The sequence below is a fragment of the Pedobacter antarcticus genome (genome assembly GCF_900103515.1).
Taxonomy (GTDB): Bacteria; Bacteroidota; Bacteroidia; order Sphingobacteriales; family Sphingobacteriaceae; genus Pedobacter; species Pedobacter antarcticus.
Genome location: NZ_FNGZ01000007.1, coordinates 178549 through 202391 on the forward strand (window position 1 = coordinate 178549; position 23843 = coordinate 202391).

Below are 23843 nucleotides of genomic sequence, written 5' to 3' on the forward strand. Positions count from 1 at the left end.
TTTATTACTTTGTGCCAATAAAAGCCGAAATTAATTTTTCTGCTTCGAGGCAGGCAGTTTCCAGGTCAAAGTTTTTAAGAATGACATCAAATTTATCTGCATATTCCAGTTCTTTCTCCGCCTTAACAAACCGTTCCTGCAGTTTTTCAGCGCTGTCTGTCCCTCGTCCGCTTAATCTCGATTTCAGGACTTCAAGCGATGGCGGCTGAACAAAAATTGCCAATGCGTCTTTTTCATATTTACGCTTTAAGCGGAGTCCACCTTCTACGTCAATATCAAAAATCACATGTTTACCATCATTCCAGATTCTTTCTATCTCAGAGCGCAGAGTACCGTAGAATGTGCCATTATAGACCTCTTCGAACTCTACAAATTCCTGGTGTGCAACCTTGTGTAGAAAGGCCTCTTTAGAAATAAAGTAATAATCTTTTTCGTGCTGCTCATCACCGCGTGATTCACGTGTTGTGGCAGAAATGGAGAAACACAGGTTAGGGAATTTCTTTAGTAAATGTTTAACTATAGTCGTTTTTCCTGCACCTGACGGAGCCGAAAATATAATGAGTTTGCCTTGTATCATTTGATATGTGATATATTCTCTAACTCAGGTTAACTGATCAGAGAATGCATTTTATTGTTTCTTAAATAACGTTTAACAGCTGTTCTTTGATCTTTTCCAATTCCTCTTTCATACCCACAACCAACTGCTGTATCTGCGCGTCATTTGCTTTGGCACCCATAGTATTGATCTCTCTGCCAATTTCTTGTGATATAAAACCAAGTTTCTTGCCATTAGCATCTTTACTTTTCAGCGTTTCAATAAAATAATTGCAGTGACTCTGTAATCTGATTTTTTCTTCAGTAATATCAAGTTTATCGATATAATAGATCAGTTCCTGTTCTAATCTGTTCTGATCCACATTGATTTTTCCAGCATGCTCTTCAAGAAACTGGTTCAAACGTGCACGGATCTGAGGAATTCTAAGGGGAGCCAGCTCTTCAACTTGTCTGAAAAAACTTAAAATGTTCTGGATGCGAAGTTCCAGATCTTCTTTCAACACAGCACCTTCTGTCTCCCGGAACTGATTGAAACTCTTTAAAGCAGCCTGAAATGTGGTTTGTAAAACATCCCATTCTCCTTCATTAACGACTTCTTCTGTGTAGCTGATAACATCTGGGAAACTCAACACCGCCTGTAGCAGATTATTTGAATTTGCTCCTAAATCGACATTTATAGCCTCTAGCTGCTTATAATATTTACTTAGCAGGGCAGCATTAATAGTTGCACCTTTCAGGTTTTCTTCGCTGCGCTCGATACTAATCGAAACATTTACTTTTCCACGTTCTATGTCTTTACTGCAGATATTACGAAGCAGAAGTTCTTTGTCCGCAAATGCCCTTGGTAATTTTAAGTTGAGTTCCAGGAACTTACTGTTGAGGGACTTAATCTCTACGGCAAATTTGGTATTATCCTGATCTGTAGAGGCCAGACCGAAGCCTGTCATTGATTTTATCATGTGCAAAGATATAATTTATTGTTAAAATGCTTGTTCTGTCCGGGTAATATTGACAGTTTACCGCATAGACCTGGGGCATTTTAACATAATTTAGCATATAGATTGCTATACAATCATTAAATTTACGTCAAATATTATCTAATGGGAGCGAGAGTTTATAAATACTTTTTGATGATCATCCTGCTGTTCTCGGCAGCCGGACTGAAAGCACAAGATGAGTTCTCGTTAAACGGAGTTGTCATGGTTAGCGGTGCGTCTACGCGGATTGCACTAGCCGAAATTACCAATCAGCGGACTGGTTATACTGTTGGAAGTAATGATATGGGACTTTTTAGAATTAAAGCGCTCAACGGTGATACACTAGTCGTAGTTAAAAGAGATTTCAGGGACAGAAAAGTAATTGTTGTATCCAGTAAAGATATGGTTATTACTCTTAACAGGGAGTCTACGACCTTGAGTGAGGTGAACATCAGGGGCAAGTCTAAAAAGATGGAGTTGGATGAAATTAAACAGGAATTTCGTAATAAAGGTTCATTCTATCAGGGTAAGCCACCAGTGTTGTCTTATTTCTTTAAACCGTTGACAGCACTTTATGAGCTATTCGGTAAAACGCCTAAAAATGCGAGAAGGTTTGGGAAATATTATGCAACCGAAATGCAGCAGACCCAGGTTGATGGTTTTTTTAATGAGTCTTTGATCCGTAATAATACTGATTTAGAAGGGGCAGAGCTGGAGAAATTTATGCTGAACTACCGTCCCGATTATGAAAAATCCAAGCATTGGACTTCTTATGACGCGGTTAAGTATATCAGAGATTCTTATCAGCAATATACCGACACTTTGAAGAAGAAGTAGTTTAGATATCAAGCGCTGCACAGGCTTTTTCAGCAGCCTGTTTTTCGGCATTTTTCTTATTATAATCTCGTCCGATTCCAAAACTCTCGCCATCAATCATTGCCTGTATTGTAAATAGTTTGGGGCTTTCACCTTCACTGTTTTCTGCAATTTCAAAAGTTATATCCTTTGCATGCCGCTGGCACCATTCGATCAGTTTACTTTTGAAATTTGTCTCAGTTTGCTCCAGTGTATGGATGTCAATATAAGGCTTAACGATTCTTTTAAGCAGTAATTCTTTAGTGAAATTATAGCCTTTGTCCAGGTAAACTGCTCCAATCAGTGCCTCAAAAGCATCACCAAGCATTGAGTGATGTTTGGTCTGCATGTTAACCATGCGCTGGTCAAAAACAATCAGTTGATCAAAGCCCATCTTTCTGGCAAGCTGATTAAGGTTCGCCCTGTTGACGATTTTAGAGCGCATCTCAGTAAGAAAACCCTCTTCCTTATACGGATAATGCTTAAAGAGGAGCTCTGCAATCACCGAGCCTAATATTGCATCACCAAGGAATTCTAAACGCTCATTACTGCTTCGGCTACCGTTCTTTAGAACTTTAGCTACAGACCTGTGCCTGAATGCCATTTTATACAAAGTGGTATTTCCCGGCACAAAGCCCAGCATGTTTTTCAGCTTCTTTACAAAATCCTTATCAGGAGATAAATAAAGCTTATAGAGGTCGAATAGGGGCATTAAATTCTATTGGATTGTGGCATGATTACTCCTCGTATTTTTTAAAAATAACCGAGGCATTGTGTCCGCCAAAACCGAAAGTATTACTCAGCGCCGCACGAACTTCGCGTTTTTGCGGCGTATTGAATGTGAAATTCAGTTTCGGATCAAAATCAGGATCGTCTGTGAAGTGATTAATTGTTGGCGGAATGATGTCGTATTTTACAGCTAGAATGGCAGCAATCGCTTCAACAGCTCCGGCTGCACCTAAAAGGTGACCGGTCATTGATTTGGTCGAACTGATATTCAATTTGTAAGCATCTTCACCAAAAAGGTCAACAATTGCTTTAGTTTCACTGATGTCACCTAATGGAGTAGAGGTTCCGTGGACATTGATGTAATCAATATCAGAGGTTTTCATACCTGCATCTTTCAACGCATTGGTCATAACCATCTTAGCGCCAAGTCCCTGGGGATGTGGGGCGGTGATATGATTTGCATCGGCGCTCATTCCTCCGCCTACTAATTCAGCGTAGATTTTGGCACCGCGTGCTTTCGCATGTTCCAGCTCTTCCAGAATAATTGTTCCGGCACCTTCGCCTGCTACGAAACCATCCCTGTCCTTATCAAAAGGGCGGGAAGCCGTAGATGGGTCATCATTTCTGGTTGAAAGGGCATGCATCGCATTGAATCCACCGATTCCGGCCTCATTAATTATTGCTTCGGATCCTCCGCTTATAATAATATCTGCCATATCCAGGCGAATATAATTGTAAGCGTCAATCATTGCATTAGTTGATGATGCACAGGCAGATACAGTTGCGAAATTCGGACCGCGCAATCCATACTTAATAGAAATATGACCTGTGACAATGTCAATGATCATTTTCGGGATAAAGAAAGGATTAATGCGGGGAGTGCCGTCACCGGCATAATAATTTCTCATTTCATCCAGAAAGGTCTTAATACCACCAATTCCGGAGCCCCAGATTACACCAATACGGTTTGTATCCAGTTCTGAGAAATCAAATCCGCCGTCTTTGACGGCTTCATCAGTAGAAACGATAGCATACTGAACAAATGGATCTAATTTGCGGGCTTCTTTTTTTTCCAGAAAGTCTTCTACCCGGAAGTTTTTAAGCTCACATGCGAATTTTGTCTTGAATTTTTCTGTATCAAAACTTGTAATAGGCGCAGCGCCGCTCACACCTTTTAACAAATTCTCCCAGAATTCCGGGAGTGTATTGCCAATTGGAGTGAGCGCACCAATACCTGTAACGACTACTCTTTTTAATTCCATTTATACGGATTATACGGAGACCGTATGGTCTACTTTACGTTTTTCTCAAGGTAAGCAATTGCTTGACCAACAGTACCGATAGTCTCTGCTTGGTCATCAGGAATAGCTACATTGAATTCTTTTTCGAATTCCATGATAAGTTCTACAGTATCCAAAGAATCTGCACCTAGGTCATTAGTGAAAGAAGCTTCTGGTGTAACCTCGCTCTCATCCACTCCTAATTTTTCAACGATAATAGCCTTAACTCTTGAAGCAATATCAGACATAATGTTATAATTTAATGGGTTAAATAATTCAGTGCAAAGAAAAATAAATTCTAACACATTTCAAATGTTTTTATTTCTCTATCAATTTTAATGTTTTTATTTCAAACAGTAAAGCAAAATTAGTTTTATAATTTCGTATCCTCAAATAATCTTATCCATCTGCTTTGAACAAAACCTATTTAAAATTATCGCTGGACCTGGATTTCATCTTAATCGCGATTACAGCGTCCCTGAAGGACTATGTGCTATGCCATCAGATCAATACCAGACTTCATCTTGATTTTGAAAAAATAGAAGATCATGAGGTTTTTTTTAACGTAGATGAACCTGCCAGGGCCTACTCGAAATATTATTTTTATATTGAAGAGGGTGATAATACTTTTTTTGTCGTGGCAAATAGAAACAGGGAAGGATTTTTAATTCCTGAGATGAATAAGGTTGATTATTTCATGGTCATTCAAGGCTATATGGACAAAGAAGATCTGAATTCTATTCTCTCTGGACTAAATAAACTGCCTGATATTCAGGTTGCTGCGCAGATTGATCCGCTAAAACTAAAGTCTCATGAGAATTTGGTCATATAAATTTTATATGTAAGGTGTATTAAATACACTATATTTGATTCTGACAGCATTCGTTAAATAACAAAATTAACCAGACAAACATTGGTTTTTAAAGCGAAAAACCTTATTTAGTTTGTCAGTAACCAATAAAGTAACTCAAGATGAAACCCTTTCATTCCAGAACAAAAATTGTAGCCACGCTAGGCCCTGCTTCGGCAAAACCAGATGTTTTATACAGCATGTTTAATGCAGGACTAGATGTTTGCAGATTAAATTTTTCACATGGTTCTCAGGCAGATCACCAGGAAGTCCTGGATACGATCCGCTCAATTAATAAAAAATATAACTATAACGTTGGTATTCTTGCCGATTTGCAAGGGCCTAAAATCCGTATTGGAATCGTAAAAGATGGTGGTATTCACCTGGTTAACGGTAGCCGTACCGTTATTACTACGAAAGAATGCATCGGTAATGAAGAGCGTATCTACATCACTTATACAAGCTTCCCTAAAGACGTTAAAGCAGGCGAAATCATCCTTTTAGATGATGGTAAACTGCAAATGAAGGTTATTGAAACCAACCTTGAAGACGAAGTTATTTGTGAAGTGGTACATGGTGGTATTCTGACATCAAGAAAAGGAGTCAACCTGCCAAACACCAAAGTATCTATTCCTTCACTTACTCCTGAAGACAGAAAAAACCTTGAATTCGTTCTAGAAAATGATGTTGACTGGATCGGTTTATCATTTGTGAGAAATGCTGCAGATATAACTGAGCTGAAAGATATTATCAAAGCAAGAGGTAAAGGAGCAAGGGTTATCGCTAAAATCGAGAAACCAGAGGCTATTGCTAATATTGATGAAATTATAGCAGTTTCTGACGGAATCATGGTTGCACGTGGAGACCTTGGTGTTGAAATGCCGATGGAAGAAGTTCCTTTATTGCAAAAAATGATTGTTCAGAAATGTATTGCTGCTTCAAAACCGGTAATTATTGCAACACAGATGCTGGAAAGCATGATCACTACCCCAAGACCAACACGTGCAGAAGTGAATGACGTGGCTAACTCGGTACTTGACGGAGCTGACGCTGTGATGCTAAGTGGCGAAACATCAGTTGGTGAGTTTCCACTGATTGTTATCGAAACTATGCAGAAGATCATCCAGAATATCGAGCAAAACAACTATCCGTTCAACGTAGAGAAATTCCTTAAACCGAAATCGGCTACATTCCTTAGTGATGCTGTTTGCGACTCTGCTTGTTTCCTTGCTAAACAAACCAGCGCTGTCGGTATTGTTTCGATGACCGTGAGCGGTTATACTGCTTTCGAAATTTCAAGTCACCGTCCGGAAGCACTTACTTATATTTTCACAAATAATCTTCAATTACTAAATACTTTAAGTTTAGTTTGGGGCGTACGTGCTTTTTATTATGACAAATTTGAGAGTACAGATGAGACTATCCTGGATGTTAATGAACTGCTTGTCAAGATGAAGCTTGTTAAGAAAGGCGACGTATTGATTAATACTGCTGCTGTTCCAATGGAAAAACAAGGCAAGACGAATATGGTTAAAGTAACAGTTCTTGATTAATTTGTTTTAAGAGTCAAAAAAAATGCTACTTTTGCACTCCTCCAAGGAGAGGTGTCCGAGTGGTTGAAGGAGCACGCCTGGAAAGTGTGTATACCTCAAAAGGGTATCGAGGGTTCGAATCCCTCTCTCTCCGCAACAAAAAAACCTTGCAATCATTGATTTGCAAGGTTTTTTTTTGACCTTTTCGCTGATTTCTAGTAATCGGATTACGTTAGGTTGATGAAATACCATCTCTAATTAGGCAATTTATTATATTAGGAATCTAGATTCTTAAGATTAAAATTCAATGATAAGAAACGCCATTTTAATAACTGTATTTTTTTTATTCGCACAAAATGTACTGGGGCAAAAGCAGAGTACCCTCCACGACAGTATTTCCGTTTTTTTTGATGAAATTAAAAGAGCTTCAGAGAAGAGCACCGGACTTTGGGATAAAGGTTTATACGGACCTATGATTTTAATTGACCCCCAGACCAGGGAACTTTTTGCAAACGAATCTGATACTACAGGTATATTAAAGCTTAACGGGAATATTTATTCCGGAGTTTTGCCTGGTAATATCAATATTGCTAATACAGCTATAAACTGGAATGGGAAGAGGTGGGCTATGATTATGCTCCCCCTTCCTCAAAACAAGCAAGACAGGATTAATTTACTAGCCCATGAGTCATTTCACCGTATCCAACCATCCCTGGGCTTTACACTCAGTAACGTTGAGAATAATCACCTTGATCAAAAAGACGGAAGAGTTTATCTGCGTTTAGAATTGGAAGCAGTGAAGAAAGCAATCGAATCCTCTTCAGAAAAAGAATTACAGCAGCATCTGACAAATGCCCTGACCTTTAGGAAATACCGGCATGCACTCTATAGTAAATCAGATTCTACTGAAAATATATTGGAATTAAATGAAGGAATTGCAGAATTTACTGGAGTTATAGTTAGTGGTAGAAACAAAGCACAGACAACAACATTTTTTTTGAATGGGATAGATGGGTTTTTTAGAAACCCCACATTCGTTCGTTCATTTGCCTATTATACTACTCCTGTTTATTTTTATCTACTGTATAATAAAAACAAAGCAAGGGCTAAAAAAATCACTGCAGAAACTGATTTAACTGCCTATCTTATTAGGGCATTTAATGTCAACATCCCGACAGACTTAAAAACAACGGTCGAAAACATATCCATTAATTATAATGGAGAAGTAATAATTGAGCAGGAAAAAGAAAGAGAAGAAAAAACTAGACAGCTCATCGCCGAATATCGATTGAAATTTATTGATCAACCTCATTTTGAGATAAAATTCGAGAAAATGAATGTTTCGTTCGATCCGAGGAATATTATTCCGATAGAAGATAAAGGAACGGTTTACCCGAATATCAGGGTTACAGATTTATGGGGTATTTTGACAGTTGAAAATGGCGCATTGATGAGCTCAAATTGGGATAAAATTTCAATTTCAAATCCTGCCAGAACAGAAGATAAAAAAATATTTGGTGATGGCTGGATACTTGAATTGACTGATGGCTATACAATAGAGAAGGACGGGGCAAGTGGAAACTATAAGTTGAAGCGGATTGACAGATAATATAAAGGTGATTTATATATTATGTGATTAAACCCAATTGAAAGGACATCCGGATTAATACGGCGACATTTTTGGCTTTAAACTTTTGAAGCAGGTTTCTCCGGTGCATTTCAATAGTTAACGGACTTACACAAAGCCTATCGGCGATAACAGTTGACGTCTCCCCGGCAGCAATAAGCTTCAAGACCTCTAGCTCTCTTCGTGTCAGCTTTGGCACAGGCCCTTGTTCATAAACAGCCGGTTGAGTAATGATTTCTTCAATACCAGTACTAAAACTCAGCTGACCATTCATAACCTGTGTAATACTTGAAATCAGCTCTTCTGACGAAGCATTTTTCAACAAGTAACCATTTGCCCCATTCTGCAGCATCTGCATGATCAAGCTACGCTCGTTATGGTTCGTCAAGGCAATTACCCTTGTAGCTGGTGCTATTGTTTTTATTTCTCTGCAGATATCCATTCCATTACAGTCCGGCAGGCTGATATCCAGAATGACGACATCGACCTCCTGGCCCAGCAAAAAAGCGATTACATCCTGTCCTTTGGTGAAACTTGCCAGGACATTTAGTTGTTCATGAGAGCTTAGCAGTGCTTTCAGGCCTTGAATAATCAGAGGATGATCATCTACGATCACCAGGTTAACTTGTTTTGCAAACATCCAGTTCTATATTTATTATTGTTCCTTCATTAGGTTTGGAGCTCAGATCGAGTTTTCCATTCAAATACTCCACGCGGGCTTTGATATTTTCCAGGCCCATTCCCGCAGTTGCTATTTTCTGATCAGTGTCAAAGCCTTTTCCATCATCTTCGGCGGTGATCAGGAAGATGTTCTCATTCTGACTGCACTGGAGCATAATTGTCGAGGCCGATGCGTGGCGTACCGCGTTGGCCAGAATTTCCTGGATAATGCGGTAGATCATAATTTGGTTTTTTTCCGGTAGATCCGTTTTTATTCCAAAAGGCTGAAATTCAATCTTTAGTTTTGGGGAAGAATATGACATGCACAGGTCAAGAATCGCTTGCTCCAGACCGAATTTGATCAGCGTTTCCGGCATCATATTTTTTGCGACGCGTCGCAATTCGCTTAATGAAGAGTCAAGCTGTCCCATTATTGCCATTTCCGTTTCTGAAGTCTGAGATCCGGTTTTCATAAACAAGGCCGACAGGTGAAGTCTGACTCCGGCAAGCAGGCCACCTAACCCATCATGTAAATCTCTGGCCATTCGTTTGCGTTCGCGCTCTTCACCCTCAATGAGGGCAGAACCTACTTGCAGCTGTTTCTGCTGGGCCAGCTCTTTGAGCTGCTGCTTATAACTTATTTTTTCCTGTCTTGCCAGGCGACGGTTTTTTTGATAATTAAGTAGGACTAGAAATAAAAGGAGTAGAAAAAATAGTACTGCAACGGCCAGGAGCCAGCTCATTAATCTGTTATTTGCCGCACTAAATTCTGCTTCGGCTTTTTGGGATTTTAGCATTGAGATATTATGAAGGTTTTCCTGATTACGGAATCGGATTTCCATCTCATAAATTTCTTTCTTGATATTACTTTCTGAGATGCTGTCGTTCAGCCTGCTGTATTGCTCCATCCAGAAATAAGCATTTGGGAATTGTTTGTCTGCAGCATAGACCTGGGCTATAGTTTTATAGGCATTCCTTCGGACATTAGAAAGCGACTGAAACATTTCATCCTGCTGCAATTCATAGAATACTTTTTCAGCGGCTCTGTAATTCTTCAGTTTGCTGAAAGATTCCAGCTTTTCCAATAACAATCCATGATTCATATATTCGGTATGCAGTTCTGAAGCTAGAGATAATCCTTTATCGGCGCTTATCAGTGCTTTTTTATAAGCAGAAGTCTTATTCAGATACATGCTCTCTGCAGCATAAAAATGCGAATTAATAGGTGATTTAGGGAATTGGACGAGACGCTTGCGCGCTTCATCAAGCATTGCGGCAGCCTGTTTGTACTCTTTAAGCAGGCATAAAGTTGAAGATGCGTCAACGTATACTGCCGCTACCCGGCTGGAGTTACTCTTCGCTTTTTTCAGGCCGTCGATTGCCATGGAAAAATAAGCTTTGGATTGATTATTCTGCCCGATATTGGATAACAGTGTGGCGAGATCAGCATACATAAAATATAAGAGAATATCGCCTTTGCCTTTTTTTGTCAGGGGTATTGATTTGGAAATTATTGTATTTACTGCTTCGGTCTGTTTGTCGTTAAGCTGGAGTACCGATGCATAGTTCAACCAGATTTTAGATCTGAACAAGTAGGCTTCATCGGTAGTAAACTTAGCGAGCAGACTATCTGCTTTTTTATATAAGATAAGGCCGCGTTCGTCGTCGTCCGGAAGAAATGCGGCTTCGTAAAAAGGCACGCCTGCTAAAAGAAAGGGATGTTCCTTTGCCAATTTATTAGCTTCTTTTAAGTAGATCCTCGCTTGTTTTACATCAGTTTTGGAGAAAAATCCTGAGATGAAATAGTTAGCAAGTGCCCGGCTGCTATCCCCCATATTCTTGTTTTGCGCCACTTTCCTCAAGCTATCTAAATACCGGTTTTCTTCGATGGGAATTTGCCCGATTGCGAACAAAGGGAATAAGATTAAAAGCCCTAGCAGTCTAATCATCCAGGTAAAATAATAATTAATCAGAATAATGGAGAAAAATCCCCAAAAATACTGGAAAACCAGTATATATTTTATCTCAAATACACGTATTGCAGCAACTGGTAATTCCCGATAATTTTGCCGTTAGTTATATTAAGTATTAACTCATTTAAATCAAACCAACCTATGAAAAAGTTAAAACAAAAGATCCAGTGGTTAAAATTTATAGCGGCACCATGTCTGTTACTCCTTGTGTTGTCGAGCTCATGCTCTAAAGACAAAGACAACAACCCGCAAGGTGGCAATTCTTATCCAAAAGAGGTGGAGGTAGAATATCGTCTAACTTCTGTACGTGGAATAACTTCCGGAGATGTAATTTATCACAATTCAACAGGAGGAAATACGCTGGTAGATAAAGTTACCCTTCCGTACTCTGTGAAATTTAAAAGAACGGTGAACTTTACCGACAACCTAGCAATCAGTATAAATGCTTTAGGTTCCGGAGAAGTGAAAGCCGAAATCCTGGTAGATGGTAAAGTTGTAACCACCCAAAATTATGCGGGTACGTCCGTCATTACCGGAGCTGCCATATATATTTTCCAATAAAATTTAAATTTGGTCATCAGAACCTGTGTCTTAACCTAAAGGCACAGGTTTTTTTATGAGCTAAACAAGCCTGAGTAGGAACCCTAACGCAACACATTGTTGCTAAGTTCCACACTTTTTTATGCTATTTTTCGCCAAATAGCTTGTTTTTGGCCTTAAAACGGCACGGCATAATAGTTGGACTATGGCAAAATATAAAAAAATTTATATGCCATTCCAAATGATGAATATAACAGACGACAGAACGAGATTAATAGATGCATCGGAGTCAGTAGCTACATTAAATGTACAGGAAAAATTGGTTCGGGACAAGAGTATCATTAGTCAAATCAAAAAAGCAACTTTAACACCCTTGAATTATACGATTCTGATTAGTGCATTTTTAATGTTACTGGGGGGTGCTTTCTTAGTTTATAAGTTACAGCCACAATTTGAGCAGATCCATTTAGCAAGAATGGAAACGATGTGGGGAACTGCACTGATAATTACCGGTATCGTGTTGCTTTCCGTACAAGTTTCCTTTATACTTTATATGGTCTTCCTTTATCTGCGTTATAAACCAGTTAAATCTGTTACGGATGACAAGCTTCCTTCGGTTACTGTTATTGTGCCGGCTTATAATGAAGGAAAATTAGTTTGGGAAACACTACTTAGTCTGGCTGCGAGTGATTATCCAGAGCAGAAGATTCAAATTATCTCTATAGATGATGGTAGCCAGGACGATACATGGTACTGGATGAAAAAAGCTAAAGCTCATTTAGGAGACCGCCTTTCGATTTACCAACAACCTAAGAATATGGGGAAAAGACACGCTTTACACCGTGGCTTTAAAATGGCAGCAGGCGATGTTTTTGTTACTGTAGACAGCGATTCGATTGTTAAAAAAGATACTATGCGTAATCTGGTTAGTCCGTTTGTGACCAATGAAAGATGTGGCGCAGTGGCAGGAAACGTTCGTGTGCTGAATGATAAATCAGCTATGATTCCAAGAATGCTGAATGTAAGTTTTGTTTTCAGTTTTGAATTTGTACGCTCCGCGCAAAGTGCAATTGGAAGTGTTTTTTGTACACCAGGCGCCTTGGCAGCTTATAAAAAAGATGCAGTTTTAGCTTGTTTAGAAGAGTGGATGAATCAGACATTTATGGGAAAACCGACCGACATTGGTGAAGATCGTGCAATGACCAATATGATTCTGAAACAAGGTTACCATGTTTTATTCCAGAGAAATGCATTAGTATTAACTAATATTCCTGAAAAATATAAAAGCTTGTATAAAATGTTTATCAGATGGGAACGAAGCAATGTTCGCGAGAATATTATGATGAGCAAATTTGCTTTTACAAAGTTTCGTAAAGAATCAACTGCGGGAACCAGAATATTATTAATGGTTCAATGGTTGAACGTGCTGATGGCCTTCCCTTTTACTTTATTGATGGCATTTTTAGTAATCACACAGCCGGTGTTGTTTATTAGTGCAACTCTGTTAAGTATCCTTATCTTTTCGAGTATACAAATGTTCTTTTATGCCAAAAAGCATGGTATCTCCGAATCGTTCTGGGCATATCCCTACAGTATTTTCTATGCATTTGCACTGTTCTGGATTACACCATACGCTATTGCAACAGCAGGAAAAAGCGGATGGCTTACACGTGGTCTGGCCGACAAAAACTAGTACCAGTTACCCTAAACCATAAAGCGTCTTAAGTTTATACTTAAGGCGCTTTTTTATTTTAAATTAGACGTATAGGTTTTCAATCAACCAGATTCCTGAAAATTAGCAGTGTAATTGATCTTATATTAATACTTTTATGCAAAGTTATGCAATTTTGTATTACTTTGCGCTATCAAATAAATAATCAATAATGTCGGAAATGATAACCAAAGCAAAAAATGCGACCAGAAGTATATTCCTGGTTTGCGGATTAGGAATCTCCAGCTGGGCGCCTATGGTTCCATTTGCGAAAGAGAGGCTCCAGTTAAATGATGCCAGTCTGGGGCTGCTGCTGCTGCTATTAGGCGGAGGCGCGATTACAATGATGCCCATTAGCGGTTATCTTGGCCATAAATACGGAAACAGAATAGTAATTCTTATTGCCACACTTGTGATAGCAGTTATGCTGCCATTATTGTTATTCATGAATACCGTATGGACTATGGCTATTTGTCTGTTTATCTTTGGTTCTGCGATCGGTACCGTAGACGTCGCGATGAACTCACATGCAGTACAAGTCGAACATATCTATGGGAAGCCAATTATGTCTTCATTTCATGGTCTTTTTAGTACAGGCGGATTATTTGGCGCATTAGGTTTGGGTTTTTTAATTAAAATGGGGCTTACACCCATAGCTACTGCTTTAAGCATTTCTGTTTTGCTCGTACTCATCGTCTCCCGTTTTTATACCTCATTTCTGGATCATACTACGCAAATGCGGATCGGGCAGGAGCAGTCTTCTGATATTGTTCCTGCGCAAAACAATGCACATCCCTGGTTAAAAAAGAGTGTTTTGTTTTTAGGTATGATGTGCTTTTTCGTCTTTTTATCAGAAGGAGCTATGCTGGACTGGAGTGCTGTCTTTTTGCACGAGAACCGGGGTGTGGAAGAAGAGCTTGCTGGAATGGGATATGCTGCTTTTTCAGTAGCAATGGCTACCATGCGTTTATTTGGTGACGGAATTGTTTCCCGGTTAAGCGGTAGGGTTGTCGTAGTTGGCGGTAGTTTAATTGCTGCTATGGGACTTTTAATTGTAGTATTTACTCCATGGGCGGCAGCATCTTTATTTGGATTTATACTGTTGGGCCTGGGCGCAGCTAATATTGTTCCCGTATTCTTCAGTGAAGCCGGCAGATTAAAGAATATTCCAGCTTCAGTCTCTATTCCTGCTATTACCACCATAGGTTATGCAGGACAACTCGCGGGACCAGCATTATTAGGCTTTATCGCGCACTGGTTCTCTTTGCCTGCTGCACTCGGTTTCACCGGATCATTATTTTTAATAGTAGCTTTGGCGTATACCTTTAAGAAAACAGTCTGATGTCAATTTTAACGGGTAGTCATTAAATAAAATGCTGAAAGAAGAACGCTTTGATCATATCATCAACTTATTAAAGAAAGAAAATAAAGTAAGTTATGATCAGCTGGCCGGAGAGCTGCATGTATCAGAAGATACTATCCGCAGGGATATTGATGCTTTATACCAAAATGGCTTGCTGTCGAAAGTACGTGGAGGGGCAATCACTCTTGCGAAAAATCCGCTCAGTTTTCAGGACCGGTCTTCGCATCTGTCGGAAGGAAAAGAAGCAATTGCATTAAAGGCGAGACAATTCATTAAAAACGGACAGACAATATTTATGGACGGTGGTACCACGGTATGTGCAATTGCCGCCAGTTTACCGTTGGATTCTAATTTGAGGGTAATTACCAATAATATGGCACTGATACCCATTTTATCTAATTTTAAAAATATAGAGGTCATTGTGTTAGGTGGGAAATATAACAGGGACACCCAAACCAATTCGGGTCTGCGTACAATTGATGAAGCCAGGGAGTATATTGCAGACTGTTATTTCATGGGTGCTTGTGCCTTGCATCACGAATTGGGAGTTACTTCAGTATTCAATGAAGAAGCCAGTATTAAACGTGCAATGATTAGTAATGCCAAAAAAATAATTGTGTTAGGCAATGTAGAAAAATTGAGTACGACTGAACCTTTTAGAGTTTGCGACCTTGCGCAGGTCAATGTGTTGATTACTGACCTGCCTAGCGACAGTGATCTACTTGATTCGTACAGGAGTCTGGGTATCCGGCTCATTTAACGTAGTATTTTATTTAACCTATGAGACGAATTGTTAAATCAAGACCAGAGCATGAAGACAGAATTGTGTCCATATGGCTGGAAGCCTCTAAGGTCGCACATCATTTTATACCAGCCTCCTATTGGGATGAACATGTAGAAGAAATGCGGACAATTTATTTGCCCTCTAGTCAAACCTATGTATATGAAGACCAGCAAACGCTTGATATACTAGGCTTCATTTCTATGATTGACAATTATGTGGCTGCAGTTTTCGTCTCTCCAGGTTTTCATCGGCAGGGAATAGGAACCGTGCTGCTTGATTTCGCGAAAAGCAGATACCGGGAATTAGATCTTGGCGTGTATGTGAAAAACAAAAAAGCAATTGCATTTTATACCAAGAACGGTTTCCTGCCTGTTATGCAGAAATTAGAAGAAAATACCGGCGAAATGGAGCTTGTTATGCTTTACCGTGGAGAAAAAGAAACGTTAGTCCCATTTCACATTTAGGTTATGCTTGTCAGCATATGCTTTTCCCTTTTCCATCAACGAAATGTATTTAGTCTCAAAAGTTTCAGCATATTTATCTTCGATTTTTCTGGACATTGCTTCCTTTTCTTCCTTCGATCCTTTAGCATCACAAAGTTTTGCATAGGCCATATATTCATTTTTGTAAACCGGGAGAACATAAGCATAAAGATCAAGCGACTCCTTTATGATTTCTTTGGTCGAGCTGTTTTCAGTCAGGCCCTTAATATCTTTAACCACTTTTTCCATGTAGAGTATTTTGTTGCCCAGATAACTGACAGCTTCGTCTCCATTCTTCTTACAGCTTGGAATATCAGGATATTCAGTAGTAGTGTCACTAATATGTTTAGCCAGTCTGGGTGTTGCGAAATCAGTGACTATATTGGTATTTAGCACGGCTACTCCAAAAAATTTATCAGGTGTTTCTGCACAGGAATTTAGCAGTAACACGCAAAGCATAAGAAGGCTGAAAATAGGAAGTTTGAGATATGATTTTGTAGCTAATGTATTCATGTTATAATTTGAAAGATTCTTTTAAACGTATTCAGGCTCTCAATGGCAAATATACTGCCCAATATGCTGTCCAATAAGTTAAAATCCTGAGAAATTTCCCAGACCTGCTGTACATAGCTTATTATCAGTGACACATCATATTGAATTCTTTCATTAAAAATACTGTCACGATCTTTCGTCTTTGTAAATCGTATGTATTTTCATACATTGGAATGACAAATATAGACTGGTGATACCATAATGGGCAAAAGACGCATTCTTTTAATATTCTTTACGTTGGGTACGCTGGTCATGCTGATCGTTCAGTGTACGCAGATTGAAAGCAAAGACATCAGGGGTGCAGCCTATGCAGGCAGCGAAACCTGTGTAAGCTGTCATGGCTACCTGCAGCATAGCGATGTGCATAATGCGCATTTAAGGAGTTCCGGATTATTAAATCCCGGTAGTGCAGACAGTCTGGAAATACCATCGGGGGAATTTATTTTCAATGAGAAGACGAAAGTTAAAGTAGAGAACAGGGCAGATGGACTTTATCAGATTGCACTAATTAATGGGGAGAATAAAAAAGAAGAAAAATCTGCTGTTTATTTTGGATCAGGAGCACATGCCTATACATTCGCATTCTGGTATGGAAATCAGTTAATGCAAATGCCGCTTAATTATCTTCCTGCAGAAAAATTATGGGTTAATAGCCCGGGTTTCCCAGAGGAACAGATATACTTTGGGCGTCCCATCATTACGAAATGCCTGGAATGTCATAGCTCTTATATCAAAAAAGACCCTATAAAAGCTGGCACATTCAAAGCACAGGAAGAACAATATATACAAGGATCATTAATTGCGGGCATAGACTGCGAACGCTGTCACGGACCTGCCGCCGAGCATGTCAATTTCCATAAGGAAAATCCGGAAGAGAAGAAAGCCTATGCAATGGTTAAGTATGAAACGCTGAGCCATAGCAGAAAGATAGATATGTGTGGTGTTTGCCATTCCGGAATGGGGCATCAGACACTTAAATCCAATTTTGCGTTTAAACCAGGCGATACCTTGCAGGCATTACCTCAGTACCGTACCTACCAAGGTGAAGACCCAGATGTTCATGGTAAGCAGAAACCCTTGCTGGAAGCCAGTAAATGTTATCAGATTGGTAAAGCCGATTGCCTTTCCTGCCATGATATCCATGGAAAGAAAACTATGAATCTCAGTTTGTATTCTCAGAAATGTATTAGCTGTCATCAAGATACCAAACATGAGACACTGCCAGAAAAAGACAGGGCTGTGCTCGCAGCAAACTGCATAGACTGCCATATGCCGGTTAAAACTTCTCAGGACATTGGGTTTCAGTTGAGCAATAGTAAGGAGAAATTACCTTACCGGCTACGGACTCACCGGATCGCCATATATCAGGATGTTATTGCAGGAAAACAATAAATTTATATCTTAGGCCCTAACCAATAGTATAAATCAATTTTAACGCAATTAGACCGGGAATATGTCCTTTACTTCACTAAAACGTTTTAATAATATTGATTATTCTTCGATAATCTACTCATTGCAAATGGTGCTGTTAGCGATAGTGACTTTCTCTGAACCTGCCAAGGCACAAAAAAATCCTATATATAAGAATGCAGCATTTGATACAGACGCACGCGTAAAGGATTTGATCAGCCGGATGACGGTGGAAGAAAAAGCCGGACAATTATCCACGCTGCTGGGCTGGGATATGTATGTTAAAGAAGGCAAACAGGTAAAAGTGAGCGAGAAGTTTAAAGCAGCTGTTTCCAAAGAATTTACAGGCATGCTTTGGGCGACACTTCGTGCAGACCCCTGGACTCAAAAAACATTACTTACTGGCTTAAACCCGGAATTGGCGGCAGAAGCAACCAATGCAATTCAAAAATATGCAATCACACACAGCCGGTTAGGTATTCCTCTTTTGCTGGCAGAAGAATGCCCGCACGGGCATATGGCAATAGGAACAACGGTCTTTCCCACGTCAATCGGGCAGGGAAGTACCTGGAATCCGCAACTAATCCAAGAAATGGCATCAGCGATAGCTTTGGAGACCCGTTTGCAAGGCGGACATATCGGTTATGGGCCTGTCCTTGATCTTGCCCGTGAACCCCGTTGGTCAAGAGTAGAAGAAACTTATGGTGAAGATCCAGTACTGAACAGCCGGATGGGTGAAGCTATGGTAACTGGCTTTCAGGGCAAAAATATCAATAGCGGGGTGAATGTGATTTCGACATTAAAACATTTTACAGCCTATGGAGTTCCAGAAGGAGGACATAACGGAGGAAGCGTGGCGGTTGGAAAAAGAGAGTTACTCCAATCATATCTGCCCCCTTTTAAAGCTGCGGTGAAGGCAGGGGCTCTATCCGTAATGACAGCATATAATTCTATAGATGGAATTCCATGCTCAGCTAATCATGAATTACTTACAGAAATTCTTAAAGAGCAATGGGGCTTTAAAGGCTTTGTCGTTTCAGATTTGGGAAGTATATCTGGTCTGGTTAGTAACCATCAGGTGGCGGGCAGCGCTGAGGAGGCTGCGGCACTAGCTATGAATGCGGGGTTAGATGCCGATCTGAGTGGTTACGGTTACGGCAAATCTCTGGTAAAAGCAGTTAACGATGGAAAAGTATCAGTTCAGCAACTTAATCAGGCAGTGTCGAGAGTTCTGCGGCTTAAATTTGAGATGGGTTTATTTGAGAATCCATATGTAGATGCTAAAAGAGCAAAACAGACAGTAAGAAATCCAGAACATATTGCACTGGCAAGAAAGGTGGCAAGAGAATCTATTGTCCTGCTTAAAAATCAGAAAAACCTGCTTCCGTTGCATAATGATTATAAAAAAATAGCGGTAATCGGCCCTAATGCAGATAATATATATAACCAGCTAGGTGACTACACTGCGCCCCAGGAACGCAATTCAGTTATTACAGTTTTACAGGGTATCAAAGCAAGAGCGGGTTCCAGAACAACAGTAAGCTATAGCAAAGGTTGTGCGATCAGGGATACCAGTACACGGGAAATTGCTGCTGCCGTCGCTTTAGCCAAAGCCTCAGATGTAGCTGTAGTTGTGCTTGGCGGATCAAGTGCCAGAGATTTTAAGACATCCTATTTGCAGACGGGTGCTGCACAGGTGCAGGCAACGGCAAATGAAATCAGTGATATGGAAAGCGGTGAAGGATTTGACCGTTCCACTCTGGACCTGCTGGGTAACCAGATGGAACTCCTTAAACAGGTAGTCAAAACTGGCAAGCCAGTCATTTTGGTTTTAATTAAAGGAAGACCGTTAAATCTCAACTGGGCTGCCGAAAATGTGGATGCCATATTAGATGCATGGTATCCCGGTCAGGAAGGAGGGAATGCTATAGCAGATATATTATTCGGAGATTACAATCCCTCGGGCAGATTACCCATTTCGGTTCCGAAGTCAGTTGGACAGTTACCTGTATATTACAACTTTAAAAAACCTGCCGCCCACAGTTATGTTGAAATAGACGAACGGCCATTATATAATTTCGGTTATGGACTTAGTTATACAAACTTCCGGTATGATGCACTAAAAGCAGAAGTATCAGGAACAGGTGAGCAAATGCGTGTCACAATTCATTTCTCTTTAAAAAACACAGGAAAGATGGCAGGAGAAGAAGTTGTACAACTCTATGTAAAAGACAAAATCAGTTCAGTCGTAAGCCCTGCGATTCAGTTAAAGAAGTTTAAAAAAGTAAGGTTGAAAGAAGGTGAAATACAGCACCTCAGTTTTGAATTGGAAGCCGAAGACTTAAAATTATACAACCGGGATCTGCAATGGGTACTGGAGCCAGGTGAGTTTAACCTGATGGTCGGTGCATCCTCCACAGATATACGTTTACAAAAAGATATAACCATTAAATAATTTTTAGCCACATATAATTATGATTTTTTCTATGAATCTAAATCCGTTGTATTACCGAATCCATGCAATTTGCGTTGGTTTGGTGATATTGGGAAGTACCTTTACTGCAACCGGACAGACAGTTTCCGGCAAGAATTCAACTCAGATCAGCTTAACGAAATTTGTAGACCCCTATATTGGGACAGGTTTCCACGGACATGTTTTCTTGGGGGCAAATGTACCGTTTGGCGCTGTTCAATTAGGACCCGTTAATATTTCAGAAGGCTGGGACTGGTGCTCAGGCTATCACTATTCAGACTCCACCATCGTCGGGTTTTCACATACACATTTAAGCGGCACCGGAATTGGTGACCTGGGAGACATCTCGGTCATGCCGGCAGTTGGAGATGTAAAGATTATTAAAGGGGTACTCAATAAACCAGAATCAGGTTACTATTCGCTTTTTTCACATCAGGATGAAATAACCAGACCAGGTTATTATTCCGTTAAATTAAAGCGTTACCAGATTAAGGCGGAGCTGACAGCATCTGAGCGGGTTGGATTTCATCAATATACTTTCCCGGCAGCGGCTGACGGAAAGATTATTTTCGATTTGAAAGAGGGAATAGGCTGGGACAAATCTACAGAGACTTATATTACCCAGGTTAACGACTCAACGCTGACAGGTTACCGGTATTCTAAAGGTTGGGCGAATGACCAGCGTATTTATTTCACGGCTGTCTTTTCCAAACCGATGAAGCAATTTACCGTGCATGATGAAAACGGATTAAAGAGCGGTACTACACTTAAAGGAGAAAAAGTAAAAGGTGTTGCCCATTTTAATACAAAAGATCAGGAGCAGATTCTGGTTAAAGTCGGAATTTCACCAGTAAGTGAACAAAATGCTGCTGCAAATATTAAAGCAGAGATTCCGGGATGGAACTTTCAGCATGCAGTTCAGCGCGCAGATAATTCCTGGAATAAAGAATTGAGTAAGATTGCGGTTCAATCGAAAGACGAATCCGTTATGCGTGTGTTTTATACTTCATTATACCATACTATGATTGCTCCGTCCTTATTTAACGATGCAAACGGACAGTACAGAGGAACAGATAAAAAAGTATATGATAAGCCCGGTTTCAATAATTTAACTACTTTCTCGCTTTGGGATACCTATAGAGCCGCACATCCGCTGTTTACCTTAATTCAGCCGGAAAAAGTAAATGATATGGTTAATACGATGCTCGCCATTTACCAGCAGCAGGGCAAATTACCGATATGGCATCTGATGGGCAACGAGACCAATACGATGGTTGGTAATCCTGCTATTTCTGTCGTATCAGACGCCATGCTTAAAGGCTTTAAAGGGTTTGATTACCAGCTGGCCTACGAAGCCATGAAAAATTCTGCAATGCTTGATGAACGCGGATTGTCCTTTGTCAAGAAACTGGGCTATATCCCAGCCGACAGTATCGTAGAAAGTGTGGCAATGGGTATGGAATACGCTATTGCAGACGGTAGCCTGGCCAGGGTCGCCAAACTTCGTAAAGACCCGGCTGACTACGAGTATTTTTTTAAACGCAGTAAAAACTACAAAAACTATTTTAATCCTGAAACACGATTTGTAAGAGGCAGACTTAGCGAAACCCAATGGCGGACTCCCTTCAATCCCTTCGAATCGGTACATATGAAGAATGATTTTACTGAAGGTAATGCGTGGCAGTACCTTTGGCTGGTGCCACATGACGTAGAAGGCTTGATCAGTTTACTAGGAGGAAAAAAACCTTTTGCAGATAAACTGGATTCACTGTTTGTCGCAGAAGGAGATCTTGGAAAGGACGCTTCACCAGACATCAGCGGATTAATAGGTCAGTATGCACATGGAAATGAACCCAGCCACCACGTCCCTTATCTCTATGCTTTTGCCGGACAGCCCTGGAAAACAGCAGAGAAAGTCAGGTATATTATGAGCAATCTGTATACCGATAAGCACGATGGGATTTGTGGAAATGAAGATGTAGGGCAAATGTCTGCATGGTATATCTTCTCCGCGCTTGGTTTTTATCCGGTTAACCCGGCAGCGGGGATGTATGTGTTTGGAAGTCCGGCCGTAGATAATGCCACCCTTAAGGTTGGAAAAGACAAATTATTTAAGCTGACAGTAAAAAACAATGCGCCGGATCACACTTATATCCAGAAGATTACCTGGAACGGTAAACCCTATACCAAATCTTATATTCTGCATAAAGATATTGCTGCAGGGGGAGAGCTGATTATGGAAATGGGTACAAAACCTTCAGCCACATGGGGTGTAAATGCGAAGGACCTTCCGTATTCAACTTACTAAAAGAGCGTACTAACAGTGTAACTAGTTATAGCCTTAAATTAAGCATCAAATAACAAGGGCGGATCTGTATAAGACCCGCCCTTGTTATTTGTTATATAATTGATAGCTATAAATTGATTAACCGTATTGCTGAAGCATTTTATCCAGTAACGCTTTAGTTTTCCTGATGCCCTCATCCTCTGAGATAGCATTGCCTTCATATTCGATACCCACAATACCCGACCATTTAGCGTCTTTAATAATTTTAAACATTTTATGATAATCAATGCCAGTGTCTTCACCCTGCTCATTGAAGTTATTCGTTTTAGCGCTCACGCCTTTTGCATAAGGAATTAGTTCCTGTACGCCAAGATATTTATCATACTCCTGGTCTGCGCTGATTCTGAAATTACCCAGATCCGGAAGAGTACCGCAATAGGTGTTGTTCACTTGTTTCATGACAGACGAAAGCCATTTTCCGTTAGAAGAATAGCCACCGTGATTTTCCACAATAATATTAATTTTATGGTCTTTACCAAAAGCAGCCAGTCTGCCCAGGCCATCAACCACTGCAGTTTTAACCTCTTCTTCGGTTCCTTTACCTGCAGCATTTACACGGATAGATTTACATCCGAGGAATTTAGCAGCTTCCACCCATTTATAATGATTTTCTACAGCTTTAGTTCTGGCGTTCTCATCAGAATCTCCTAGGTTTCCCTGCCCGTCGATCATGATCAGGTGATTTTGTACACCCTCGCTTTTCGTTCTGTCCAGTAAATCTTTAAGGTATGTCTTATCACTTTCTTTTTTATCAAAAAACGGACTTACGTATTCCACAATATCGATTCCGAATTCTTTCTTTGCTTTAGTTGGAAAATCTATGTTTTTAAGTTTTCCTGCAAATAAAGTTTTATGCAGCGACCATTGAGCCAGAGAGATCTTAAAGAATTCTTTTTTCTCACCGGCAAAAAGATCCAGTGGAAGAACAGTAGAAAGTCCTGCGGCTGCGGACAGCAAAGAGAGATCCCTGATGAACCCCCTGCGGTTTTTAGTTTCCATAATTTGGTTAAATATTTGGTTTAAACAGAACTCAAAGTAAGAAATATTTAATAGAAAGAACGATAAAAATATTTTATAACACACACAGAGCTGTCTGAGGTACAGCTCAATAAAAAAGACCGACCCATAGGGCCGGTCTTTTAG

General features: G+C 40.1%; 21 protein-coding genes and 1 tRNA gene. 13 read left to right on the forward strand and 9 right to left on the reverse strand.

All coding sequences use genetic code 11. From position 1 onward, the window contains the following. Window positions 1-4: 4 nt before the first annotated feature. Together gmk and BLR53_RS14965 are read right to left on the reverse strand one after the other, a co-directional pair. Complete coding sequence (gene gmk, locus BLR53_RS14960) at window positions 5-577, reverse strand: guanylate kinase (RefSeq protein WP_037441364.1); 573 nt, start codon at window positions 575-577, stop codon at window positions 5-7. 61 nt (window positions 578-638) lie between these two features. After that, window positions 639-1502: a YicC/YloC family endoribonuclease gene (locus BLR53_RS14965; RefSeq protein WP_037441367.1), complete on the reverse strand. Its 864-nt coding sequence runs from the start codon at window positions 1500-1502 to the stop codon at window positions 639-641. 153 nt (window positions 1503-1655) lie between these two features. Here BLR53_RS14965 and BLR53_RS14970 point away from each other — a divergent pair, with 153 nt between their 5' ends. Next, the gene (locus tag BLR53_RS14970) at window positions 1656-2369 is read left to right on the forward strand and encodes a hypothetical protein (RefSeq protein ID WP_074590837.1); all 714 of its coding nucleotides are present in this window, start codon (window positions 1656-1658) and stop codon (window positions 2367-2369) included. Window position 2370: 1 nt separating this feature from the next. On the opposite strand, the gene rnc is transcribed toward BLR53_RS14970, so the two are convergent. Genes rnc through BLR53_RS14985 form a run of 3 tightly spaced genes read right to left on the reverse strand, consistent with a single transcriptional unit; the run spans window position 2371 to window position 4644 of the window. Further along, a complete protein-coding gene (gene rnc / locus BLR53_RS14975) occupies window positions 2371-3099 on the reverse strand; it encodes a ribonuclease III (RefSeq protein WP_051759916.1) in 729 nt (242 codons plus the stop codon). A gap of 25 nt (window positions 3100-3124) precedes the next feature. After that, complete coding sequence (gene fabF, locus BLR53_RS14980; RefSeq protein WP_074590839.1) at window positions 3125-4378, reverse strand: beta-ketoacyl-ACP synthase II; 1254 nt, start codon at window positions 4376-4378, stop codon at window positions 3125-3127. A gap of 29 nt (window positions 4379-4407) precedes the next feature. Further along, window positions 4408-4644: an acyl carrier protein gene (locus BLR53_RS14985; RefSeq protein ID WP_008508386.1), complete on the reverse strand. Its 237-nt coding sequence runs from the start codon at window positions 4642-4644 to the stop codon at window positions 4408-4410. Window positions 4645-4808: 164 nt separating this feature from the next. On the opposite strand from BLR53_RS14985, the gene BLR53_RS14990 reads away from it, so the two are divergent. The 4 genes from BLR53_RS14990 (at window position 4809) to BLR53_RS15005 (ending at window position 8387) form a co-directional block, all read left to right on the forward strand. Beyond that, window positions 4809-5228: an IPExxxVDY family protein gene (locus tag BLR53_RS14990; RefSeq protein WP_037441381.1), complete on the forward strand. Its 420-nt coding sequence runs from the start codon at window positions 4809-4811 to the stop codon at window positions 5226-5228. Window positions 5229-5368: 140 nt separating this feature from the next. After that, window positions 5369-6799 (forward strand): pyruvate kinase, encoded by a 1431-nt coding sequence (gene pyk, locus BLR53_RS14995; RefSeq protein WP_037441384.1) that lies wholly within the window; start codon window positions 5369-5371, stop codon window positions 6797-6799. A 45-nt stretch (window positions 6800-6844) separates the two neighbouring features. Continuing rightward, a tRNA-Ser gene (locus tag BLR53_RS15000) sits at window positions 6845-6932 on the forward strand. A 153-nt stretch (window positions 6933-7085) separates the two neighbouring features. Next, on the forward strand, window positions 7086-8387 hold the full coding sequence (locus tag BLR53_RS15005) for a hypothetical protein (RefSeq protein ID WP_083332091.1): 1302 nt from the start codon (window positions 7086-7088) through the stop codon (window positions 8385-8387). Window positions 8388-8406: 19 nt separating this feature from the next. On the opposite strand, the gene BLR53_RS15010 is transcribed toward BLR53_RS15005, so the two are convergent. Both BLR53_RS15010 and BLR53_RS15015 read right to left on the reverse strand, forming a co-directional pair. Then, entirely contained in the window at window positions 8407-9045 is a 639-nt protein-coding gene (locus BLR53_RS15010; protein WP_074590841.1) for a response regulator, read from the reverse strand. Then, window positions 9026-11014: a sensor histidine kinase gene (locus tag BLR53_RS15015; RefSeq protein WP_074590843.1), complete on the reverse strand. Its 1989-nt coding sequence runs from the start codon at window positions 11012-11014 to the stop codon at window positions 9026-9028. The genes BLR53_RS15010 and BLR53_RS15015 overlap by 20 nt, the downstream gene beginning before the upstream one ends. A gap of 165 nt (window positions 11015-11179) precedes the next feature. Here BLR53_RS15015 and BLR53_RS15020 point away from each other — a divergent pair, with 165 nt between their 5' ends. From BLR53_RS15020 to BLR53_RS15040, 5 genes are all read left to right on the forward strand, one after another. Continuing rightward, window positions 11180-11599: a hypothetical protein gene (locus tag BLR53_RS15020; protein WP_037441390.1), complete on the forward strand. Its 420-nt coding sequence runs from the start codon at window positions 11180-11182 to the stop codon at window positions 11597-11599. 184 nt (window positions 11600-11783) lie between these two features. Next, entirely contained in the window at window positions 11784-13271 is a 1488-nt protein-coding gene (locus BLR53_RS15025; RefSeq protein WP_201771383.1) for a glycosyltransferase family 2 protein, read from the forward strand. A gap of 199 nt (window positions 13272-13470) precedes the next feature. Next, a complete protein-coding gene (locus BLR53_RS15030) occupies window positions 13471-14631 on the forward strand; it encodes an MFS transporter (RefSeq protein ID WP_244889532.1) in 1161 nt (386 codons plus the stop codon). Between the two features lie 31 nt (window positions 14632-14662). Next, entirely contained in the window at window positions 14663-15412 is a 750-nt protein-coding gene (locus BLR53_RS15035; protein WP_074590847.1) for a DeoR/GlpR family DNA-binding transcription regulator, read from the forward strand. A gap of 20 nt (window positions 15413-15432) precedes the next feature. Then, complete coding sequence (locus BLR53_RS15040; RefSeq protein WP_088775982.1) at window positions 15433-15900, forward strand: N-acetyltransferase; 468 nt, start codon at window positions 15433-15435, stop codon at window positions 15898-15900. On the opposite strand, the gene BLR53_RS15045 is transcribed toward BLR53_RS15040, so the two are convergent. Continuing rightward, a complete protein-coding gene (locus tag BLR53_RS15045; protein ID WP_074590849.1) occupies window positions 15880-16431 on the reverse strand; it encodes a hypothetical protein in 552 nt (183 codons plus the stop codon). The genes BLR53_RS15040 and BLR53_RS15045 overlap by 21 nt on opposite strands. 240 nt (window positions 16432-16671) lie before the next feature. Between BLR53_RS15045 and BLR53_RS15050 the strand changes: the two genes are divergently transcribed. The 3 genes from BLR53_RS15050 to BLR53_RS15060 all read left to right on the forward strand — a co-directional run bounded on the left by BLR53_RS15050 (window position 16672) and on the right by BLR53_RS15060 (window position 22661). Continuing rightward, entirely contained in the window at window positions 16672-17862 is a 1191-nt protein-coding gene (locus BLR53_RS15050; RefSeq protein WP_143007888.1) for a hypothetical protein, read from the forward strand. Between the two features lie 61 nt (window positions 17863-17923). Continuing rightward, window positions 17924-20335 carry a glycoside hydrolase family 3 N-terminal domain-containing protein gene (locus tag BLR53_RS15055; RefSeq protein ID WP_074590854.1) on the forward strand — a complete coding sequence of 804 codons (2412 nt, stop codon included), beginning with the start codon at window positions 17924-17926 and terminating at the stop codon, window positions 20333-20335. A gap of 31 nt (window positions 20336-20366) precedes the next feature. Then, window positions 20367-22661 (forward strand): GH92 family glycosyl hydrolase, encoded by a 2295-nt coding sequence (locus BLR53_RS15060; protein ID WP_074590882.1) that lies wholly within the window; start codon window positions 20367-20369, stop codon window positions 22659-22661. A gap of 117 nt (window positions 22662-22778) precedes the next feature. On the opposite strand, the gene BLR53_RS15065 is transcribed toward BLR53_RS15060, so the two are convergent. Beyond that, on the reverse strand, window positions 22779-23699 hold the full coding sequence (locus BLR53_RS15065) for a sugar phosphate isomerase/epimerase family protein (protein ID WP_037439001.1): 921 nt from the start codon (window positions 23697-23699) through the stop codon (window positions 22779-22781). Window positions 23700-23843: the final 144 nt, after the last annotated feature.

Bases quoted from the DNA above. Each gene is read 5' to 3' on its own strand.
- BLR53_RS15015 (WP_074590843.1), bottom strand. From the start codon at position 11,014: ATGATTAGACTGCTAGGGCTTTTAATCTTATTCCCTTTGTTCGCAATC.
- BLR53_RS15045 (WP_074590849.1), bottom strand. From the start codon at position 16,431: ATGAATACATTAGCTACAAAATCATATCTCAAACTTCCTATTTTCAGC.
- BLR53_RS15020 (WP_037441390.1), top strand. From the start codon at position 11,180: ATGAAAAAGTTAAAACAAAAGATCCAGTGGTTAAAATTTATAGCGGCA.
- BLR53_RS14965 (WP_037441367.1), bottom strand. From the start codon at position 1,502: ATGACAGGCTTCGGTCTGGCCTCTACAGATCAGGATAATACCAAATTT.
- BLR53_RS15010 (WP_074590841.1), bottom strand. From the start codon at position 9,045: ATGTTTGCAAAACAAGTTAACCTGGTGATCGTAGATGATCATCCTCTG.
- BLR53_RS14970 (WP_074590837.1), top strand. From the start codon at position 1,656: ATGGGAGCGAGAGTTTATAAATACTTTTTGATGATCATCCTGCTGTTC.
- BLR53_RS14985 (WP_008508386.1), bottom strand. From the start codon at position 4,644: ATGTCTGATATTGCTTCAAGAGTTAAGGCTATTATCGTTGAAAAATTA.
- BLR53_RS15060 (WP_074590882.1), top strand. From the start codon at position 20,367: ATGAATCTAAATCCGTTGTATTACCGAATCCATGCAATTTGCGTTGGT.
- BLR53_RS15065 (WP_037439001.1), bottom strand. From the start codon at position 23,699: ATGGAAACTAAAAACCGCAGGGGGTTCATCAGGGATCTCTCTTTGCTG.
- rnc (WP_051759916.1), bottom strand. From the start codon at position 3,099: ATGCCCCTATTCGACCTCTATAAGCTTTATTTATCTCCTGATAAGGAT.
- gmk (WP_037441364.1), bottom strand. From the start codon at position 577: ATGATACAAGGCAAACTCATTATATTTTCGGCTCCGTCAGGTGCAGGA.
- BLR53_RS15050 (WP_143007888.1), top strand. From the start codon at position 16,672: ATGGGCAAAAGACGCATTCTTTTAATATTCTTTACGTTGGGTACGCTG.
- BLR53_RS15055 (WP_074590854.1), top strand. From the start codon at position 17,924: ATGTCCTTTACTTCACTAAAACGTTTTAATAATATTGATTATTCTTCG.
- pyk (WP_037441384.1), top strand. From the start codon at position 5,369: ATGAAACCCTTTCATTCCAGAACAAAAATTGTAGCCACGCTAGGCCCT.
- BLR53_RS15005 (WP_083332091.1), top strand. From the start codon at position 7,086: ATGATAAGAAACGCCATTTTAATAACTGTATTTTTTTTATTCGCACAA.
- BLR53_RS15040 (WP_088775982.1), top strand. From the start codon at position 15,433: ATGAGACGAATTGTTAAATCAAGACCAGAGCATGAAGACAGAATTGTG.
- fabF (WP_074590839.1), bottom strand. From the start codon at position 4,378: ATGGAATTAAAAAGAGTAGTCGTTACAGGTATTGGTGCGCTCACTCCA.
- BLR53_RS15030 (WP_244889532.1), top strand. From the start codon at position 13,471: ATGATAACCAAAGCAAAAAATGCGACCAGAAGTATATTCCTGGTTTGC.
- BLR53_RS15035 (WP_074590847.1), top strand. From the start codon at position 14,663: ATGCTGAAAGAAGAACGCTTTGATCATATCATCAACTTATTAAAGAAA.
- BLR53_RS15025 (WP_201771383.1), top strand. From the start codon at position 11,784: ATGGCAAAATATAAAAAAATTTATATGCCATTCCAAATGATGAATATA.